The organism is Streptomyces sp. NPDC058464, assembly GCF_042721035.1.
GTDB lineage: Bacteria > Actinomycetota > Actinomycetes > Streptomycetales > Streptomycetaceae > Streptomyces.
This window is the reverse complement of the sequence record NZ_JBHXMA010000036.1, coordinates 25,853-44,878: the sequence shown is the minus strand read 5'-3', so window position 1 is coordinate 44,878 and position 19,026 is coordinate 25,853. Positions and strand designations below refer to the sequence as shown.

The window sequence follows — 19,026 nt, the reverse complement described above, 5'->3', positions numbered from 1 at the left end:
CAGAGTCAACTAAGGGTTATGCCTTTTGCCTGTTGCGGCGGTTGTTGATGAGCATGGATGCCAGGACGAACAGTACGGCGACCAGGAACATGGCCGTACCGATGACATTGATCTGGACGGGCGTGCCGCGCTGTGCCGAACCCCAGACGAACATGGGGAAGGTGACGGTGGAGCCCGCGTTGAAATTGGTGATGATGAAATCGTCGAAGGAGAGCGCGAAGGAGAGCAGCGCGCCGGCCGCGATTCCGGGGGCCGCGATGGGGAGGGTGACCCTGACGAACGTCTGCACCGGTCCGGCGTAGAGGTCGCGGGCCGCCTCCTCCAGGCGCGGGTCCATCGACATCACGCGGGCCTTGACCGCGGTGACGACGAAGCTGAGGCAGAACATGATGTGGGCGATCAGGATGGTGTAGAAGCCCAGCTGGGCGCCCATGTTGAGGAACAGGGTGAGCAGCGAGGCGGCCATGACGACCTCGGGCATCGCCATCGGCAGGAAGATCAGCGAGTTCACGGCGCCGCGGGCCCGGAACCGGTAGCGGACCAGCGCGAAGGCGATCATCGTGCCGAGGACGGTGGCGCCGATCGTCGCCAGGGCGGCGATGCGGAGGCTGATGGAGAGCGAGCCGCACATGTCGGCGACCCCGCACGGCTGCTTCCAGGCGTCCAGCGAGAACCGCTGCCATTCGTAGTTGAAGCGCCCCTTCGGTTTGTTGAAGGAGAACACCGTGACGATGACGTTCGGCAGGAGGAGATATCCGAGGGTGAGGATTCCCGCGATGACGACGAGATTCTTCTTGAGCCACTTGACGAAGGGCATTTAGACCAGATCCTCCGTCCCGGACCGGCGGATGTAGATGGTGACCATGGCGAGGATCGCGGCCATGAGGATGAAGGAGAGCGCGGCGGCCGTCGGATAGTCGAGAATCCGCAGGAACTGCGTCTGGATCACGTTTCCGATCATGCGGGTGTCGGTCGAGCCGAGGAGTTCGGCGTTGACGTAGTCACCGGCCGCCGGGATGAAGGTCAGCAGCGTGCCGGAGACAACGCCCGGCATCGACAGCGGGAAGGTGACCTTGCGGAACGTCGTCCACGGCTTGGCGTACAGGTCGCCGGCCGCCTCGTGGAGCCGTCCGTCGATCCGCTCCAGCGAGGTGTAGAGCGGCAGGATCATGAACGGCAGGAAGTTGTACGTCAGACCGCAGACCACCGCGAGCGGGGTGGCGAGGACCCGGTCCCCGGCCGTCCAGCCGAGGAAGTCGGTGAGGTCCAGGATGTGCAGCGAGTTCAGGGTGTGCACGACCACACCGTTGTCGGCGAGGATCGTCTTCCAGGCCAGGGTGCGGATCAGGAAGCTGGTGAAGAACGGCGCGATCACCAGGATCATGATCAGGTTCCGCCAGCGCCCCGCGCGGAAGGCGATGAGGTAGGCCAGCGGGTAGCCGAGCACCAGGCACAGGATCGTGGCCGCGGCGGCGTAGAACACCGACCTGAGGAACTGCGGCCAGTACTCGCTCAGCGCGTCCCAGTAGGTCGCGAAGTGCCAGGTGACCTTGTAGCCCTCTTCCAGGGAGCCCGTCTGGATCGACGTGGACCCCTGGTAGATCATCGGCAGCGCGAAGAAGACGACCAGCCACAGGATGCCGGGCAGCAGCAGCCAGTAGGGGGTCCATTTGCCGCGCCTGCGCGGGGCCTTCTTCGTCTCGGGTTCGGCGGGCGCCAGGGGCGGGGGCGCCTCGGAGAGCGTGGCCATCAGGCGGCCTCCTCCTCGGTGCCGGCGGAGCCCACTGTCCCAGCAAGCAGGGACTGGGCGGCGTCGAGGCCGAAGGTGTGGGCCGGGCTCCAGTGCAGGACGACGTCGGCGCCGGGGACGAGCCGTCCGTCGCGCTCGATGTTCTGCACGTAGACCGCGAACTCGTCGCAGACCGGGCTGTCGATGACGTACTGCGTGGAGACGCCGATGAAGCTGGCGTCGACGACCTTGCCGGTGATCCGGTTGCGGCCCTCGGGGATGGAGCCCGCGTCGTCGGCGTGGGTGAGGGAGATCTTCTCGGGCCGGATCCCGACCAGCACCTTGCCGCCGGTCGCGGTCGGCGCCGAACATCGCGCCTCGGGCAGCACCAGCTTGCCGCCGCCCGCCTTCAGGACGATGTCGTCGCCGTTCTTCGTGTCGACCTCGGCCTCGATGAGGTTCGAGGTGCCGAGGAAGTTCGCGACGAACGTGGTGTTCGGGTTCTCGTAGAGGTCGGCCGGCGAGCCGAGCTGCTCGACGCGTCCCGCGTTCATCACGGCGACCGTGTCGGCCATGGTCATGGCCTCCTCCTGGTCGTGCGTGACGTGGATGAAGGTGATGCCGACCTCGGTCTGGATCCGCTTGAGCTCCAGCTGCATCTGACGGCGCAGCTTGAGGTCGAGGGCGCCGAGCGGCTCGTCGAGGAGGAGCACCTTGGGGTGGTTGATGAGCGCACGGGCCACCGCGACGCGCTGCTGCTGGCCGCCGGAGAGCTGGTGCGGCTTCTTGCGCGCCTGCTCGCCCAGCTGGACCAGCTCCAGCATGTCCTCGACCTGCTTCTTCACGCTCTTGATGCCGCGCCGGCGCAGGCCGAAGGCGACGTTCTCGAAGATGTCGAGGTGCGGGAAGAGGGCGTACGACTGGAAGACGGTGTTCACCGGCCTCTTGTACGGCGGCAGCTGGGTGACGTCCTGGTCGCCGAGGTGCACGGTGCCGCTGGTCGGCTCCTCCAGGCCCGCGATCATGCGCAGGGTGGTGGTCTTGCCGCAGCCGGAGGCGCCGAGGAGGGCGAAGAAGGAGCCCTGCGGCACGGTCAGGTCCATCGGCTGTACGGCGGTGAAGCCGTTGTCGTAGGTCTTGCCGATGCCGGTGAGGCGGACGTCGCCGCTGTTGTCTGTCGTCATGGTGTCGTCACGCCCCTGTGAGCTTCGCGAACTTCTGCTGGTAGGCCGTCTCTTCCTTCGAACTCAGCGAGCGGAAGGCGTGGGACCTGGCCTGCATGGCCTTGTCGGGCACGATCAGCGGGTTGCTGGCCGCCGACTTGTCGATCTTGGCAAGGTACGGCTGCACGCCGGCGACCGGACTCACGTAGTTGATGTAGGCGGCGAGTTCGGCGGCCGGTTCGAGCTCGTAGTAGAAGTCCATGAGCCGCTCGGCGTTCGTCTTGTGACGCGCCTTGTTGGGGACCAGCATGTTGTCGGTCGACGTCATGTAGCCGCTGTCGGGGATGACGTAGCCGACGTCCGGGCTGTCGGCCTGGAGCTGCACGATGTCGCCGGCCCAGGCGATACAGGCGGCGAAGTCGCCCTTGCTGAGGTCGGACGTGTAGTCGTTGCCGGTGAAGCGGCGGATCTGGCCCTTGTCGACGGCCTTCTGGAGACGGGCGATGACGGCGTCGTAGTCGTCGTCGGTGAACTTCGCCGGGTCCTTGCCCATGTCGAGCATGGTCATGCCGATGCTGTCGCGCATCTCGGTCAGGAAGCCGACACGGCCCTTGAGCTTGGGGTTGTCGAGCAGGTCGGAGACCGACTTCACCTCGACGCCGTCGAGCGCCTTCTTGTTGTACGCGATGACGGTCGAGATGCCCTGCCAGGGGTACGAGTAGGCCCGGCCCGGGTCCCAGTCGGGGCTGCGGAACTGGTCCGACAGGTTGGCGAAGGCATGCGGGAGGTTCGACGCGTCCAGTTTCTGGACGTAGCCGAGCCGGATCATGCGGGCGGCCAGCCAGTCGGTGAGGACGATCAGGTCCCGGCCGGTGTCCTGGCCGGCGGCGAGCTGCGGCTGGATCTTGCCGAAGAACTCGTCGTTGTCGTTGATGTCCTCGGTGTACTTGACCGTGATCCCGGTCCGCTTGCGGAACGCGTCTAGGGTCGGATGGTTCTTCCCGCTGTCGTCGACGTCGATGTACTCGGGCCAGTTGGAGAAGTTGACGACCTTCTCCGTGGCCGAGTGGTCGTCGGCGGAGACCCCGCCCTGGGACTTGCCGGCCGCGGGGATGCCGCAGGCGCTCAGCGCCCCGGCACCGCCCACCGCGAGCGCGCCGCCCAGCAGCGACCGACGGGTCATGGCGGCCCGGCCATTACGGAGACTGCGCCGCATGGCGGTCACTTCGACCGGTGTCAGGCGGTCGGGCTCGTACTGCCTCATACGCTTGATGCCCTTTCGGGAAGATGGCCGGGGTCAGCGGCCGGAGCTGTGACTATCGGTCCCCGAAGATCGTGCGGTGCCAGTCCTTCCGCGCCACCGCCGTATTGTCGAACATAACGTGCTTGACCTGGGTGTACTCCTCGAACGAGTACGCCGACATGTCCTTGCCGAAGCCGGACGCCTTGTAGCCGCCGTGCGGCATCTCGCTGATGATCGGAATGTGGTCGTTGACCCACACGCACCCCGCCTTGATCTCGCGGGTCGCGCGGCCCGCCCGGTAGACGCTGCCGGTCCACGCGGAGGCGGCCAGACCGTACGGGGTGTCGTTGGCCAGCCGGATGCCCTCATCATCACCGTCGAACGGCAGAACGACCAGCACCGGACCGAAGATCTCGGACTGGACGATCTCGCTGTCCTGCGGCGCGTCGGCGATCAGGGTGGGCCGGTAGTACGCGCCGCTCTTGAGCTCGTCCTGCGGCGGCTCGCCGCCGGTCACCACGCGCGCGTAGCCGCGCGCCCGCTCCACGAACCCGGCGACCCGGTCCCGCTGTGCGTGCGAGATCAGCGGCCCGAGGTCGGTACCGGGAGCGAACGGGTCCCCGAGCCGCACGGTCTCCATCAGGGCGGCCGTGCGCTCGACGAAGGCCTCGTAGAGCGGCCGCTGCACGTACGCGCGCGTGGCGGCGGTGCAGTCCTGCCCGGTGTTGATGAGCGAACCGGCCACGGCCCCGTGCACGGCCGCCTCCAGATCCGCGTCGTCGAAGACCACGAAGGGCGCCTTGCCGCCGAGCTCCAGGTGCAGCCGCTTGACGGTGGCGGTGGCGACCTCGGCGACCCGCTTGCCCACGCCGGTGGACCCGGTGAAGGAGGTCATGGCCACGTCCGGATGCCCGACGAGGTGCTCGCCGGCCTCCTTGCCCGTCCCCGTGACGATGTTGACGACACCGTCGGGGATACCGGCGAGGGTCGCGGCCTCGGCGAACAGCAGTGAGGTGAGCGGGGTGAGCTCGGCCGGCTTGAGCACGATGGTGTTGCCGGCGGCGATCGCCGGAAGGATCTTCCAGGCCGCCATCTGGAGCGGATAGTTCCACGGCGCGATCGACCCGACGACACCGATGGGCTCACGGCGGATGTACGACGTGTGGTCGCCGGAGTACTCGGCGGCGGCCTGCCCCTGGAGGTGCCGGGCGGCCCCCGCGAAGAACGCGGTGTTGTCGATGGTCCCCGGCACGTCGAACTCGCGGGTGAGCTTCAGCGGCTTGCCGCACTGGAGCGACTCGGCGCGGGCGAACTCCTCGGCGCGGTCGGCGAGCACGGCGGCGAACCGGTGCAGCGCGTCCGACCGCTCGCCGGGGGTCGTCCCGGCCCACCCCGGAAAGGCGGCCCGCGCGGCGGCCACGGCCCGGTCGACGTCCTCCGTGCCGGCCAGCTCGTACGTGTACACCTCCGCGCCGGTGGCCGGGTCCACGACGGCGTGCGTACGGCCCGACGTGCCCTTGGCGAACCGTCCCGCGATGTACTGCGCGCCGTCCGCGAGCCGCTCCTGCGCGGGGAAGGTCTCCGGGGTGGCGGTGCCCGGGTTGTCCATGTCGCTTCTCCTCCGCCGTCACCCCGTCCGAGAGGCGGGTGGCGTAGCTCCAGCTCGATTTGACTGCCGATCCTGACAGAGCAGGGGGCGACCAACAAGTGATTCCGTTGTTGCCTTTTGGTTACGCGACGGAATCTGTCGACCAGGTGTCGAGTCGGCAGCGAAAAGGCGGGACGGAGTGTCAGTGGTGGCTGCCAGACTGGCGTGCATGGCGAAGATCGATTCTGTGGAGGCCCTGATCAGGGCGGTCCAGGCGGGGGCCAGGATCAGGTACCTGCACTTCTGGGGACACCGGCCACGGCCGGACGGGCAGGTCTCGGCGAGCTGCCTGAGCCAGTGGTGGCCGTCACGCTTCGTGGTCGACGGTGTGGAATACGCGACCGCCGAGCACTGGATGATGGCGGAAAAGGCCCGGCTCTTCGGGGACGCGGACGCGGAACGCGCGGTCCTGGCGGCGGGGCACCCCGCCGAGGCGAAGAAGGCGGGCCGGCTGGTGCGGGGCTTCGAAGAGGCGATATGGCAGCGGGAGCGCTTCGGCATCGTCACCGAGGGCAGCGTGCACAAGTTCGCCGCCGAGCCCGGGCTACGGGACTTCCTCCTGGGAACCGGCGACCGGGTCCTGGTGGAGGCGAGCCCGATGGACCGCGTGTGGGGGATCGGTCTGACGGCGACGGATGCGGGGGCGGAGGATCCGGGCCGGTGGAGGGGGCTGAACCTGCTGGGGTTCGCGTTGATGGAGGCGAGGGAGCGGTTGCGGGTGGCGGGGGCACAACGATGAAAGGGGCAGGGCTTCCAACCGACGGAACTGGTCCCACGTAAAGGGGCGCGGGGCCGTATCCATGTGCGGCTCCGCCGCGTGGGCGCCACCAGCCCCACCCACCCGCACCCGAACGACGACCTCTATTGGTTCGCCTGGCTCCCCGCCACCACGATCAGCGTGATGAACGCCGCGGCCAGCACCAGCCCCGCCGACCCGCAGATGATCCCGGCCAGCGCCTGCCCGCCGTTCGTCGCCACGCCCCGCTTCACCCGCCCCCGCCCGATCGACCCGAACACGATGGCCAGCACCCCCATCACCAGCGCGACCGGCGCCACGCAGAACCCGATCGCGCTGATGATCCCCGTCACCATGGCGGCCGTCCCCAGCCCGTTGTCGGGCGCCGGCTGCATCCCCGGCCAGCCGCCGTACCCTCCCGGCCCCGGCGCCGGATACGACGGCAGCGGCCCGCCGGGATAGCCGTATCCCGGCGCGGGCGGGGCGGAGGCAGGGCCGCCGGGGTAGCCGTAGGGGACCTGACCGGGCCCGTTCGGGGCGATCGGCGGTGGCGGCACCGCCGCACTCTGCGGCTGCGGCGCTGGCGGGGCGTAGGGGTTGGGTGCCGGTGCGGCGGGATCCGGCGCCGCGAAGGGGTTGGCCGGCGGAGCCGGGCGCGTGTCGGACGGCGCGGCGAAGGGGTTGGCCCAGCCCTGCGCCGGTGCGTCGGCGGAGCCGTCCGGCCCCGGTATCTCCGCGACCGTCCGCTGTTCATGGACCGACGCCGGTGTCACCGGTGCCTCCGGCCCCGCCCCGGCGTCGTCCCCCTTGTCCAGCCGTACCTTCGGAGTCTCCGGCACCTCGTCAGCCATCGTGTGATGTCCCCTCTCCTGCACGTATGCCGCCGCCATGCTACGGCCCGGCCCCCGGCCGACCTCCGGCCCGGCCTACGATGACCCCGAGTCACCGATCAGCCGATCACCGCGTCGGGCCCCACGGCCGTACCCCGCCATGGGCGGCCCGCGCCGTTCCGGGGAGGAACCCTTGTCCGACCGTCACGCCGAATCCGCCGCCCCGCGCGATGTGCACGCCTTCATCGCGGGACTGCCCAAGGCCGAACTGCACGTCCACCACGTCGGCTCCGCCTCCCCCCGCATCGTGTCGGAACTGGCCGCCCGGCACGCCGACTCCAAGGTCCCGACCGACCCCGAGGCCCTGGCCGACTACTTCACGTTCACGGACTTCGCCCACTTCATCGACGTCTACCTGTCGGTGGTCGACCTGATCCGCACGCCCGAGGACGTCCGGCTGCTCACCTACGAGGTGGCCCGTGACCTGGCCCGCCAGCAGGTGCGCTACGCCGAGCTGACGATCACCCCGTTCTCGTCCACCCGGCGCGGGATCGACGCGCGGGCCTTCATGGACGCGATCGAGGACGCGCGGAAGGCGGCGGAGGCCGAGTTCGGCACGGTGCTGCGCTGGTGCTTCGACATCCCGGGCGAGGCGGGTCTGGAGGCCGCCGAGGAGACGGCACGGCTGGCGACGGACGACCGGCTCCGCCCGGAGGGCCTGGTCTCGTTCGGTCTCGGCGGCCCCGAGGTCGGCGTGCCCCGGCCGCAGTTCAAGCCGTACTTCGACCGGGCCGTCGCGGCCGGCCTGCGCTCCGTCCCGCACGCGGGCGAGACCACCGGCCCCGAGACGGTCTGGGACGCGCTGACCCACCTGCGCGCCGAGCGCATCGGCCACGGCACCAGCTCCGCGCAGGACCCGAAGCTCCTCGCCCACCTCGCCGAGCACCGCATCGCGCTCGAGGTGTGCCCGACCTCCAACATCGCCACCCGCGCGGTCCGCACCCTCGAAGAGCACCCGATCAAGGACTTCGTGGCCGCCGGGGTCCTGGTCACGGTCAACTCCGACGACCCGCCGATGTTCGGCACCAACCTGAACAACGAGTACGCCGTCGCCGCCCGCCTCCTCGGCCTCGACGAGCGCGGCGTCGCGGACCTCGCGAAGAACGCGGTGGAGGCGTCCTTCCTGGACCTGGCGGGCAAGGCGAGGATCTCGGCCGAGATCGACGCGTACACGAAGGCGTGGCTCGCCTCCTGACGAGCCGCGGCGGAACCGCTGCGGAACCCCTGCCGAACCCTGAGACCATGGGCTCATGCAGACCGTGACCGCCGTGGCCCACCGCGGCGACCCCTACCGCTTCCGCGAGAACACGCTCGACTCCCTGCGTTCCGCGCTCCGCCGGGGCGCGGACGCGGTGGAGACGGACGTACGGCTCACCCGGGACGGCGTTCCCGTCCTCCTGCACGACGGCACGCTCAAGCGGCTGTGGGAGCACGACCGCCCGCTGGGCACCCTGTCGGCGGACGAGGTGCGCGGCCTCACCGCGGGTGGTGTCCCGACCCTCGCCGAGGCGCTGGCGGCGACGGAGGGCAGCCGGGTGATGCTCGACCTGCCCGGGGACCCGAGCGAGCGGGCGGTGGCGAGGATCGTGGCCGTGGCCCGGGAGTGCGGCGCGACGGACCGCGTCTACTACACGGGGGACGCCGTCGCGATGCTGGCGGTCCGGGCGGCCGACCCGTCCGCCGAGATCGCCCTGACCCGCAAGACCCTGGCCCCGACCCGCCCCGCGCTCCTGGCCGCGATCCGCCCCCGCTACCTGAACTACCGCTTCAGTCTGCTCGACCCCGGACTGGTCGAACACGTCCACCGCGCCGGCCACCTGGTCTCGTGCTGGACCCCGGACACCCGCCGCTCGATGCGCCGCCTGCTGGACATGAGCGTCGACTCCATCACGACGAACAGGGTCGATCTCCTCAACACCCTGCGCGAAAGTGCGCCCCTTTAGGGGCGCGGGGCCGTACCTGACATGCGGCTCCGCCGGGTGGGCGCGACAAGCCCCCACCGGCCGGCGCTAAACCCGCGACCGCTGAGCCACCGTCGCCGGATCACCCGGCACCGACCGCGTCACATACTGCGGAACCGGCGCCGCATCGGTCCCGTCGTCCCGCACCAGCCCGTACCGAGTCGCCCCCTCCGGCGGCCCGGAAAGAACGTCCTTCTCCACCGCGTCCCACGACGACGGAAACACGCTCACCCCGTAGTCGGCCCCCCGCTCGTTCACCGTGAACGTCACGCTGCCGTCGACGTAGTAGTACTCGTTCTGCCACATCTGCTGCGCCCCCGACGGGAGCACCGCGTACCCGACCGCCGAGTTCCCCATCCCCGTCGCGGACGTGTCCGTCGTACTCACCCGGTCGTCCATCCGCCGCCCGCCCCCCGACGCCACGTGGAAGATCTTCCCCTTCAGCCCGGTCCAGCTCGGCATCACCAGGCTCCCGGCCCGGTACTGCGGTGAGATCTGCCAGCGGACCAGTACATAGCCCCGTCCACTGAGGGTCACGCTGTCGCCGCGGTGATTCAGCACCGCGTGCGCCCCGCCGCTGCTGGTGATCCCACCCTCCGGCCGGTGCGGCAACGCGCCCGGCTTCGTGTCCGGGTCCGGCGCCGTGTCGACCGCGTCGACGACCGAGCCGTAGACCGCCGCGCTCGCCGAAGCCGAGGAGGACGGGGACGAGGACGGCGGGGCGGAAGAGGGCGGCGAGGGAGTGGTGGCCGGCGCCTGCGGTACCGCACGCGTGACCGCCGCCGTCGGCGACACCGCGGTCCGCGGCGCCGGGTCGTGCGGCGTCCGTACGACGACATACGCGCCGCCCGCCACGATCGTCGCCCCGGCGGTCACCGCCACCGCCGGCTTGGCCAGCGCGCCCAGCACCTTCGCCGACCAGCCGACGGACGCGGAACCGCCCGCGGCCGCGGCCGCCGTCTTGGCGCCGAGCGCCAGCGCCAGCGCGAAACCGACCGGGACCGGCACCAGGGCGATCCCGACCAGCAGCCGTTCCGCCGGTACGACGGAGTCACGGGTGTCGCCGCAGTAGCCGCAGCCCCGGATGTGCCGGGCCAGCCGCTTGCGCCAGACGGAGTCGGGCCGCCCGTCCCAGCGGGCGGTCAGCTCGCGCAGTTCGGGGCAGGCCCCGTCCAGCGCGCGCACGATGCCGCGCGAGGTCTCCAGCCGCTCCTTCATCCGCTGCACGCGGACGGCGGCGTGCTGCCGGCTGATGCCGACGGCCGACGCCAGTTCACGCCGGGTGAGTTCGCCCGACACCTCCAGCCACCACAGCGACACCAGCTGCCGGTCCTCGGCGTCCAGCCAGCGCACGGCCTCCGCGACCTCCCGCCGCTGCCCCTCCAACTGAAGCCGCAGCACGGTGAGTTCGGCGAAGTCGGCGGTACCGTCCGGAACTGCCTCGTCCAGTTTCCGGTCCTGTCTGCGGCGCGCCCGGTCCCGGATCTGCCGCATGGCGATGGCCACCAGCCAGGACCGGAAGCTGTCCGGGTCGCGCAGGGTGCCGAGGTTGTCTACGGCGCGCAGCATGGTCTCCTGGACGACGTCGTCCACGTCGGCGTGGCCGTTGAGGGCGCGGCCGACCACGTTGTAGACCAACGGCAGCCAGCCCTCGACCAGTTCGTCCAGCGCACGCCGGTCGCCCGCCTGCGCGGCCGCGACCGTCGCCCGCCACTGCCGCGACAGCTGCACGTCCGTCCTCATAACCGCACCTTCTCAGCAGGGGCGGTGGCCTTGGCAATGTCGGGGATCACAGTGTGGAGACGGAGTACGGGGTTCCGGGATAACACTTTTCTCGCCCCGGGTTCTCCCCCGCGGCGACCGTCCTGGTCCGCCGGCCCGCCGCCCGCGCCGCCGTGGGCGCGAGCAGCGCGGGGGCGGCGGTGACGCCCGCGACGACGAGCAGCGCGCGCACCCGCGCCCGCAGGGGCACCCCGCGCTCGACGCGGGCCGCTTCCCCGGTCCTCCGGTCCGCCCCTGTGAATCGGCCGCCGGGCCATGGCCATGCGAGATATGAACGATGGCCCGATCGCCGGTCGCCCGGACGCGCGGTCACCCGATCACCCGACACCCGATCACCCGCCCGCGAGGTCGCCCCTGGGGATGAGCGGCCATTGGTACCCCGGTACCAGTCCCCCGCCGAAGATTCCCCCGGGGTCCCAGGGCCCGGAGGCCGCCCGCTCCTACCTTCGACAACGGACACCGCGACGAGACCGACCGCGACCGAGTACGAGGCAGGAAGGCCCAGCTCCATGATCGAAGCGCGCGAACTGACAAAGCGCTATGGCGACAAGACCGTCGTCGACCGTCTCAGCTTCACCGTGAAGCCCGGCGAGGTGACCGGCTTCCTCGGCCCCAACGGCGCGGGCAAGTCCACGACGATGCGGATGATCGTCGGCCTGGACGCGCCCACCCACGGCTCGGTCACCGTCAACGGCCGTTCCTACGCCGGGCACTCCGCGCCCCTGCACGAGATCGGCAGCCTCCTGGAGGCCAAGTCCGTCCACCCGGGGCGCAGCGCGCTCAACCACCTCATGGCGCTCGCGTACACGCACGGCATTCCGCGCAGCCGCGTCGACGAGGTCATCGAGCTGGCCGGGCTCACCAGCGTGGCCGGCAAGCGGGTCGGCGCCTTCTCGCTCGGCATGGGCCAGCGGCTCGGCATCGCCTCGGCGCTGCTCGGCGACCCGGCGATCGTGATGCTCGACGAACCGGTCAACGGCCTCGACCCCGAGGGCGTGCTCTGGGTCCGCAACCTGCTGCGTCAACTGGCCGACGAGGGGCGGGCCGTGATGCTCTCCTCGCACCTGATGAGCGAGACCGCGCTGATCGCCGACCACCTGGTGATCATCGGCCGGGGCAGGCTGCTCGCGGACACCACGGTCGAGGACTTCACCCGGGAGGCGGGCGGCGGTGGCGTGAAGGTCGTCACCGGCGAGCCCGCGAGGCTGCGCTCGCTGCTGGCCGGACCCGACGTCACGATCACCTCCTCGTCCGCCGAGGAGCTGCTGGTCGCGGGCCGGGACGCCCGGGAGATCGGGACGATCGCCGCCCTGCACGGCGTAACGCTGTACGAGCTGACCCCGCAGGCCGTCTCTCTGGAGACGGCGTTCATGGACCTCACCCGGGACGTGGTCGAGTACCAGAGCGCTCCGGTCGGTACCGCACGAAAGGCCGCCTGATGACCGTCACCAGCATCGCCCCCGCCCGTCCGACGACCTACAAGGTGACCGGCGGCCGGGTGCTGCGCTCGGAGTGGGCCAAGTTCTGGTCGCTGCGCTCCAGTTGGATCACCCTCGCGGTCGCCGTGTTCCTGCTGGTCCTGTTCGGGACGATCGCCAGCTACACCTACAGCGCCGGCACCACGGCGGGCGGCCCGCCCGGCGGGGACACCGGCGCGAGCGACGCGGTCAGCCTGGCCCTGACCGGCGTGACCTTCGCGTCGCTGGCCGTGGGTGTGCTCGGGGTGCTGCTGTCGGCGGGCGAGTACAGCACCGGCATGATCCGCTCCACGCTCACCGCCGTCCCGCGCCGGCTCCCGGTGCTGTGGGCGAAGGCCGCCGTGCTCGGCCCGATCGCGCTGGTCCTCGCCACGCTCGGCACGCTGGCCGCGTTCGGTCTGGGCTCGCCCGGTCTGGACGGCGAGAAGATCTCCCTGTCCCTCGGCGACGACGGGGTGCTGCGCAGCCTGGCCGGGGCCGGTCTCTATCTCGGTCTGGTCGCCGTCTTCGGCGTGGCGCTGGGCGTGCTGCTGCGCAACTCCGCCGGGGCCATCGCCTCCCTGGTCGGCATCCTGCTGATCCTCCCCGGCCTGGCCTCGCTGCTGCCGGACTCCTGGTACGACACCCTCAGCCCCTACTTCCCGAGCAACGCCGGCCAGGCGGTGTACGCCCTGCACCAGTCCTCCGACGCCCTGTCGCCCGGGGCGGGCATCGCGGTCTTCGCCGGCTGGGTGGCCCTGACCCTGGCCGGGGCGGCATACCGGCTGGTCAGGACCGACGTCTGAGCCGGGTCCGACACACCCGATACCCCTGGACCCGAGGACAATGGTCGACATGAGTCCGCCGCACCGCGCGGCAGCCGCCGGGGACACCGCCCGGGGGACGGCGAGCACGCCGCCCCCCGGGTTCGACGCGGCCTGGGCGCATCCGCTGCTGGGCCGGATGCTGCGCGACCGCAGCCGCCGCCGGCAGCTGGACCGGCGGCATCCGTGGCTGCTCGACACCGCCACGGTGCTGTTCGTGCTGATGGTCAGCCTGCCCGACCTGCTGATGGTCGACCACGGATCCCCTTTCGGGGACGAGACCGCCCGGGACGCGCTGCGCCCCGCTGTCCTGTACGTCTTCGTCGCCGCGCTGGTCGTTCCGCTGTGGTGGCGCCGCCGGGCCCCGGCCACCGTGTACTTCACGATCCTCGCGGTGAACCTGGTCGAGTGGTCGGCGGGGGTCTGGCTGCGGGCGGGCACCGCCACGCTCATCGCCCTGTACACCCTGGCCCGCAACGGCTCCCTGCGTGTACTGGGCTGGGCGGTCGGGCTGAGCGTCGGCTCCCTGGCCCTGGCCGTCTACGCCCTGGCGCCGATCGAGCATCCGCTGCTCGGCTCCTTCTTCCTGCTCGGCACCATGACCGCGGCGATCGCCGTCGGCCTGACGGTCCGGATCCGGGGGCTGTACCTGGCGGCCCTGGAGGACCGCGCCCGGCAGCTGGAGGTCGAACAGGAGCAGCGGGTGCGGCTGACCGCGGCCGCCGAGCGGTCCCGGGTCGCGCGGGAGATGCACGACATCGTCGGCCACAACCTCTCCGTGATGGTCAGCGTCGCCGACGGCGCCGCGGTCCTCGCCGGCAACCGGGGCGAGCGGTCCGCGGAGTCCCTGCGGATCCTGGGCGACACCGGCCGGCAGGCGATGAGCGAACTGCGCCGGGTCCTCGGCGTGCTGCGCGAGGGCGCCGACGAGGAGCGGCCGCTCGCGCCGCAGCCGGGCATCGGGGACCTGGACCCGCTGCTGGCCCGGGTCCGGGCGGCCGGGCTGCCGGTGACGTACCGGACGGTGGGCGACCCCGACGCGCTGGGCGACGGCGTCCAGCTCACCGTCTACCGGATCGTCCAGGAGTCGCTGACCAACACCCTCAGGCACGCCGGGCCGAGCGCGTCCGCCGAGGTGACGGTGGCCGTCGCGCCGGGCGAGGTGCGGGTCCGGGTCGCGGACACCGGCACGGCGCCGGAGCCGGAGCCGTCCGACGACACCGCCGGTCACGGCCTGGTCGGCATCCGGCAGCGGGCCGCGATGTACGGCGGCACGGTCGTCGCCGGGCCGCGCGAGGGCGGCTCCGGCTGGCTGGTCGACGTCGTCCTCGACGTGCCCTCCGCGCCACCCGGATCGCCCGCATCGCCCGCACCACCCGCCCCGCCGGCTCCGGGAGAGCAGTTGTGACGACCGTACTGATCGCCGACGACCAGCCGCTGCAGCGGATGGGCGTGCGGATGCTGCTGGAGGGCACGCCCGGTCTCGAGCCGGTCGGTGAGGCGGAGCACGGCGCGGAGGCCGTGCGGCTCGCCGCCGAACTGCGGCCGGACGTCGTCCTCATGGACATCCGGATGCCCGGCATGGACGGCCTGGAGGCGACCCGGCGGATCGTCGCCACCGGCGGCCGCACCCGCGTCCTCATCGTGACCACCTTCGACCTCGACGAGTACGCGTACGACGGGCTGCGCGCGGGGGCCAGCGGCTTCCTGCTCAAGGACGCCCGCCCGGAGGAACTGGTCGCGGGCATCCACGCGGTGGCCAGCGGCGAGGCCGTGGTGGCGCCCTCGCTGACCCGGCGCCTCCTGGACGCCTACGCCCACCGGGTGCTGGCGCCCACCGCCGCCGTCGAGGACCCCCGGCTGCGCTCGCTGTCCGACCGCGAGCGCGAGGTCCTGGTCGCCATCGGCCTGGGCTGGAACAACACCGAGATCGCCGAGCGTCTCGTGCTCACCGAGTCGACCGTCAAGAAGCATGTCGGCCGGGTCCTCGCCAAGATCGGGGCGCGGGACCGGATCCAGGCCGTGATCACGGCGTACGACGCCGGACTGGTCCGCGCCAAGTAGCCGGACCGCCGCTCCTGGCACCGGCCGCCGGGCGGTGGGACCCCCCTCTCCCGATGCGCTGGTTCCAGGCGTAGCATGTGAACGAAACTGTTTCGTTCACGGAACGGACCTCGCATGGAGAAGACAGGCATGGTCTCCGTACTCGTCGTCAACGACCAATCCCTCCAGCGCCTCGCCCTGCGTATGCTCCTCGCCGCCGAGCCCGGCCTGACGGTGGTCGGGGAGGCGGCGGACGGGGACGAGGCGATCCGTGCGAGCGCCGCCCTCCACCCCGACGTCGTCCTGATGGACAGCCACCTCGCCCGCGCGGACGCGATCGACACCATCCGGCGCATCGCCCGCCCGGCCGCCCGGACCCGCGCCCCCGGCTTCGCCGGCGAGGCGGCGGCCCTCTCCCGGGTCCTGGTGCTGACCGCGGCCGAGCAGGAGGCGGATGCCTGGGCGGCCCTGCGGGCGGGCGCCGGCGGCTTCCTGCTCGACGACGCCGACCCGGCCGAACTGACCGCGGCCATCCGGGTGGTGGCCGCCGGCGACGCCGTCATCACGCCCGGTCTGACCCGTGCGCTCATCGACGCCGTCCGCCAGCAGCACACCGTCCGCCCCCTCCCCCGCACCTCAGGACTCGGCACCCTCACCGAGCGCGAGCGCGACGTCCTGATCGCCGTGGCCGCCGGCTGGACCAACGCCGAGATCGCACAGTGGCTGTCCATCGCCCCGACCACCGTGAAGACCCACGTCAGCAACGTCCTCGCGAAGATCGGCGCCCGCGCCCGGGTGCAGGCGGTGACCTTCGCCTACGAGTCGGGGCTGATCCGGCCGGCGGCGTGAGCGCTCCGCTGCACTGGCCGCGATGCGCCGTCGTTCGTCCGCGGCGCCGTCGTGGCTGGTCGCGCCCACGCGGCGGTAGCCGCATATCGGATAGGGTCCCGCGCCCCTTACGGGGCACAGGTCCGCTTAAAAGCTCTCGCCGCCCAGTGCCTTGAGGAACGCCAGCGGGTTCCAGTACTCGCGGTACTTGACGATCCTGCCGTCCTTGAACGTCACGAACGTCGCGTAACTCATGTCGTACGGGTTCCCGTTGGCCAGCACCCGGCCGGTGACGCTCCAGTCGGCGACGGCCGTGTCCGGGTCGTCGGTGGCGTGGACGGTCGCCGACGTGATCCGGTGCACGTCGATGAGGTCGGGGTAGCCCTTCAGGTACTCGTAGACGGCCGCCCGGCCCTCCAGCCGGGCGGGGCTGCCCTCGGGGGCGAAGGGGAACTCGACGACGACGTTCTCGTCGCACTGGTCCGCCCAGGCCTTCATGTCCTTGGAGAGGAAGATGTCGAGGCTGCGCCGCACCAGGTCGGCAGCGGAAAGGGTCTCGCCCATGGTTCGTTTCCCATCGTGATGCGAAGTGGGCCACGCATTAATGTGGCTAGCCACATAATTACTTGGCTAGCCACATAAGTCAAGCGGTCCGGTCCACGGTTCACGTGAACAGGCCCCCGCCGTCCACGGTCAGGATCTGGCCGGTCAACGCCTCGGCCGCGTCGCCCGCCAGGAAGCCGACCGTGGCCGACACGTCCTCGGGCGTCAGCGCGCGGGGCAGCGCCTGCCCGGCCTGCGAGGCCTCGAAGGCGGCGTCCGCCTGGTACGCCGTGGACGCGGTCCGGGTCAGCCCGGGCGCCACACCGGTCACCGCGATCCCGTACCGCCCGAGCGATGCGGCGAGCGACCGGGTGAGGCCGATCAGCGCGCCCTTGCTGGTCACGTACGCCAGCAGATCCGGGCTCGGCGGCTTCCAGAAGGTGTCGGAGACGATGTGCACGATCCGGCCGAAGCCGCGCTCCCGCATCCCGGGCACGAACGCCTGGGCGAGCAGCACCGCGGACTCGACGTTGACCGCCTGGACCCGGCGCCAGGCATCCAGGTCGAGGGTCTCCACCTCCATCAGGTCGGTGGCGGCGGCCGCGTGCACCAGCACGTCGCACCGCCCGTGCTCGGCCAGCACGCGGCGCGCGCCCGCCCGTACGCCCTCGGCGTCGGCCAGGTCGCAGACGATGTCGCCGGCGCGGTCCAGGACCCGTACGACATGGCCGCGCGCGGTCAGCTCGCGCACGATGGCGCCGCCGATGGCCCCGGCCCCGCCCACGACGACGGCGACCCTGGGGGTGGTGGGGGTTTCGGACATCAAGTGCTCCAGACGACGGTGAGGGTGGGGCGGGGGTGGGTGCGGGCGGCGACGCATGCGCCGGTGCGGCACGTCGGCGGCTGCCCCGGCCGTCGACGTACCGCACCGGCCGTCTTTGTTGCTCGCGTAAGCAATTATCTGGGGATGGGGAGACGAAACCCGGTCAGTCGTGGATGGCGCTGCCCAGGCCCAGGTCCAGCCGGAGGGACTCCACCAGCGAGAAGGCGCTGCTCTCGGTGAAGACGTCGGCCGCGGCGAGCGTGCCGGTGTACTTGGCCGCGACCGGGGCCGCCGCCTGCCGGCAGACCTCGTCGAGCCAGGTCTTGACGACGGCCCAGATGTTGTTGCCGTACTTCGCCGCGTAGACGCCGTAGTCGACGGTCCCGAGGGCCTGTTCGATCGACGTGGTCAGGTCGTCGATGTACTGCTGGTGCACGGTGACGTCGCCCCGGGTGCCGAGCCGCCCCATGTGACCGGCGATGTGGTGCTTCCAGGGGTACGACAGCGCCTTGGCCGGGGCGGCGAGGTAACCCTGGATGTCCTCGCTGTAGTTGAGCGCGCCGAACGGGGCCCAGCCCGGGATGGTGATGTCGACCAGCATCAGCGTGTCGTGGTGCGGGAACCGGATGTAGATGTTGTCCGGCGCGTGGTTGCTGCCGTGGTGGGCGAGTTCGACCCGCTCGCCGCCGACGTGCAGGGTGTAGCGGTCGGCGAAGGTGACGTCGGGCGCGGGCTTGTTCGGGTTGTTGTCGCGCAGCAGCAGCCGGCGGTTCTCCTCGTGCCCGATCCGCACCACGTGCTTGCCGAAGAGCCCGGACGCGCCGACGTGGTCGGAGTGGTGGTGCGAGTGGACGATGTGGGTGACCTTGTTGCTGGTGCCGTTGGCGGCGGCGATCTCGTCTATCGCGCGCTGCAGGTTGTGGCCGATGGTCGGCGGGGCGTCGAAGAGCACGACCCCGTCCCGGGTGGTGAGGAAGGCGGCCTGGTAGTCGCCGTCGGTCACCCAGTAGAGATTGCGCTGGACGCGGCCCACGTAGTAGCCCTGGCTGTTCACCGCCGGTCCGAGGGAGCCCGCGGGCACCGGCGCGTAGTCCGGCAGGCCGGCACCGGGGGATCCGGCGGCCGAGGCGCGCGCGCCGGCCGCCGAGGCCGTCGTCGCGGTGCCGCCGGCGGCCAGGGCCGCGGCAGCCGGTACGGCGGTGGCCGCGGCGACTCTGGCGAGGAACGAACGGCGGTCGGTTCCGGATGCGGAGCTGGATGACATGTCGATTCCTTTCGGAACGGTTCCGGGCAGGCCAGGGCGATCCGCCCCATCGGCTCCCGCCCGGCGCAACGCGTTCACCGTAGCCCCGAATA

At 71.3% G+C, this 19,026-nt stretch carries 19 protein-coding genes; 8 read left to right on the top strand and 11 right to left on the bottom strand.

What is annotated here, in order from left to right; genetic code table 11:
* Positions 1 to 16: 16 nt before the first annotated feature.
* From ACFWPQ_RS37505 to ACFWPQ_RS37485, 5 genes are read right to left on the bottom strand one after another with little or no spacing between them, the layout of a single operon-like run.
* Positions 17 to 817, bottom strand: coding sequence for an ABC transporter permease (locus ACFWPQ_RS37505; protein WP_384045140.1), 801 nt, complete (start codon positions 815 to 817; stop codon positions 17 to 19).
* On the bottom strand, positions 818 to 1,750 hold the full coding sequence (locus ACFWPQ_RS37500; RefSeq protein ID WP_384045138.1) for an ABC transporter permease: 933 nt from the start codon (positions 1,748 to 1,750) through the stop codon (positions 818 to 820). It abuts the gene before it with no gap.
* Entirely contained in the window at positions 1,750 to 2,913 is a 1,164-nt protein-coding gene (locus tag ACFWPQ_RS37495) for an ABC transporter ATP-binding protein (protein ID WP_384045135.1), read from the bottom strand. Before ACFWPQ_RS37495 ends, ACFWPQ_RS37500 begins: the two co-directional genes overlap by 1 nt.
* A gap of 7 nt (positions 2,914 to 2,920) precedes the next feature.
* Positions 2,921 to 4,156, bottom strand: coding sequence for a PotD/PotF family extracellular solute-binding protein (locus ACFWPQ_RS37490; protein ID WP_384045133.1), 1,236 nt, complete (start codon positions 4,154 to 4,156; stop codon positions 2,921 to 2,923).
* Positions 4,157 to 4,208: 52 nt separating this feature from the next.
* Positions 4,209 to 5,744, bottom strand: coding sequence for a gamma-aminobutyraldehyde dehydrogenase (locus ACFWPQ_RS37485; protein ID WP_384045130.1), 1,536 nt, complete (start codon positions 5,742 to 5,744; stop codon positions 4,209 to 4,211).
* A 208-nt stretch (positions 5,745 to 5,952) separates the two neighbouring features.
* Here ACFWPQ_RS37485 and ACFWPQ_RS37480 point away from each other — a divergent pair, with 208 nt between their 5' ends.
* Positions 5,953 to 6,522, top strand: a complete 570-nt coding sequence (locus ACFWPQ_RS37480) for an NADAR family protein (protein WP_384045127.1) — start codon at positions 5,953 to 5,955, stop codon at positions 6,520 to 6,522.
* Positions 6,523 to 6,644: 122 nt separating this feature from the next.
* Here the strand turns inward: ACFWPQ_RS37480 and ACFWPQ_RS37475 are convergent, their stop codons facing one another.
* Entirely contained in the window at positions 6,645 to 7,370 is a 726-nt protein-coding gene (locus tag ACFWPQ_RS37475; RefSeq protein ID WP_384045124.1) for a DUF4190 domain-containing protein, read from the bottom strand.
* 37 nt (positions 7,371 to 7,407) lie between these two features.
* Here ACFWPQ_RS37475 and ACFWPQ_RS37470 point away from each other — a divergent pair, with 37 nt between their 5' ends.
* Together ACFWPQ_RS37470 and ACFWPQ_RS37465 are read left to right on the top strand one after the other, a co-directional pair.
* The gene (locus ACFWPQ_RS37470) at positions 7,408 to 8,604 is read left to right on the top strand and encodes an adenosine deaminase (protein WP_384045122.1); all 1,197 of its coding nucleotides are present in this window, start codon (positions 7,408 to 7,410) and stop codon (positions 8,602 to 8,604) included.
* Between the two features lie 55 nt (positions 8,605 to 8,659).
* Complete coding sequence (locus tag ACFWPQ_RS37465) at positions 8,660 to 9,352, top strand: glycerophosphodiester phosphodiesterase (RefSeq protein ID WP_384045119.1); 693 nt, start codon at positions 8,660 to 8,662, stop codon at positions 9,350 to 9,352.
* 66 nt (positions 9,353 to 9,418) lie between these two features.
* Here the strand turns inward: ACFWPQ_RS37465 and ACFWPQ_RS37460 are convergent, their stop codons facing one another.
* Entirely contained in the window at positions 9,419 to 11,113 is a 1,695-nt protein-coding gene (locus ACFWPQ_RS37460; RefSeq protein ID WP_384045116.1) for an RNA polymerase sigma factor, read from the bottom strand.
* 46 nt (positions 11,114 to 11,159) lie between these two features.
* Positions 11,160 to 11,342 (bottom strand): hypothetical protein, encoded by a 183-nt coding sequence (locus ACFWPQ_RS37455; RefSeq protein ID WP_384045115.1) that lies wholly within the window; start codon positions 11,340 to 11,342, stop codon positions 11,160 to 11,162.
* Positions 11,343 to 11,661: 319 nt separating this feature from the next.
* On the opposite strand from ACFWPQ_RS37455, the gene ACFWPQ_RS37450 reads away from it, so the two are divergent.
* The 5 genes from ACFWPQ_RS37450 to ACFWPQ_RS37430 all read left to right on the top strand — a co-directional run bounded on the left by ACFWPQ_RS37450 (position 11,662) and on the right by ACFWPQ_RS37430 (position 16,325).
* On the top strand, positions 11,662 to 12,591 hold the full coding sequence (locus ACFWPQ_RS37450) for an ABC transporter ATP-binding protein (RefSeq protein ID WP_384045112.1): 930 nt from the start codon (positions 11,662 to 11,664) through the stop codon (positions 12,589 to 12,591).
* Positions 12,591 to 13,415, top strand: a complete 825-nt coding sequence (locus ACFWPQ_RS37445; RefSeq protein WP_384045109.1) for an ABC transporter permease — start codon at positions 12,591 to 12,593, stop codon at positions 13,413 to 13,415. Before ACFWPQ_RS37450 ends, ACFWPQ_RS37445 begins: the two co-directional genes overlap by 1 nt.
* A gap of 49 nt (positions 13,416 to 13,464) precedes the next feature.
* Entirely contained in the window at positions 13,465 to 14,841 is a 1,377-nt protein-coding gene (locus ACFWPQ_RS37440; protein WP_384045106.1) for a sensor histidine kinase, read from the top strand.
* Positions 14,838 to 15,497: a response regulator gene (locus ACFWPQ_RS37435; RefSeq protein WP_384045104.1), complete on the top strand. Its 660-nt coding sequence runs from the start codon at positions 14,838 to 14,840 to the stop codon at positions 15,495 to 15,497. Before ACFWPQ_RS37440 ends, ACFWPQ_RS37435 begins: the two co-directional genes overlap by 4 nt.
* Positions 15,498 to 15,626: 129 nt before the next feature.
* The gene (locus ACFWPQ_RS37430; protein ID WP_384045270.1) at positions 15,627 to 16,325 is read left to right on the top strand and encodes a LuxR C-terminal-related transcriptional regulator; all 699 of its coding nucleotides are present in this window, start codon (positions 15,627 to 15,629) and stop codon (positions 16,323 to 16,325) included.
* A gap of 126 nt (positions 16,326 to 16,451) precedes the next feature.
* On the opposite strand, the gene ACFWPQ_RS37425 is transcribed toward ACFWPQ_RS37430, so the two are convergent.
* From ACFWPQ_RS37425 to ACFWPQ_RS37415, 3 genes are all read right to left on the bottom strand, one after another.
* Entirely contained in the window at positions 16,452 to 16,868 is a 417-nt protein-coding gene (locus tag ACFWPQ_RS37425; protein ID WP_384045102.1) for a nuclear transport factor 2 family protein, read from the bottom strand.
* 100 nt (positions 16,869 to 16,968) lie between these two features.
* Entirely contained in the window at positions 16,969 to 17,670 is a 702-nt protein-coding gene (locus tag ACFWPQ_RS37420; protein WP_384045099.1) for an SDR family NAD(P)-dependent oxidoreductase, read from the bottom strand.
* 163 nt (positions 17,671 to 17,833) lie between these two features.
* A complete protein-coding gene (locus ACFWPQ_RS37415; protein ID WP_384045096.1) occupies positions 17,834 to 18,934 on the bottom strand; it encodes an MBL fold metallo-hydrolase in 1,101 nt (366 codons plus the stop codon).
* Between the last annotated feature and the right edge of the window lie 92 nt (positions 18,935 to 19,026).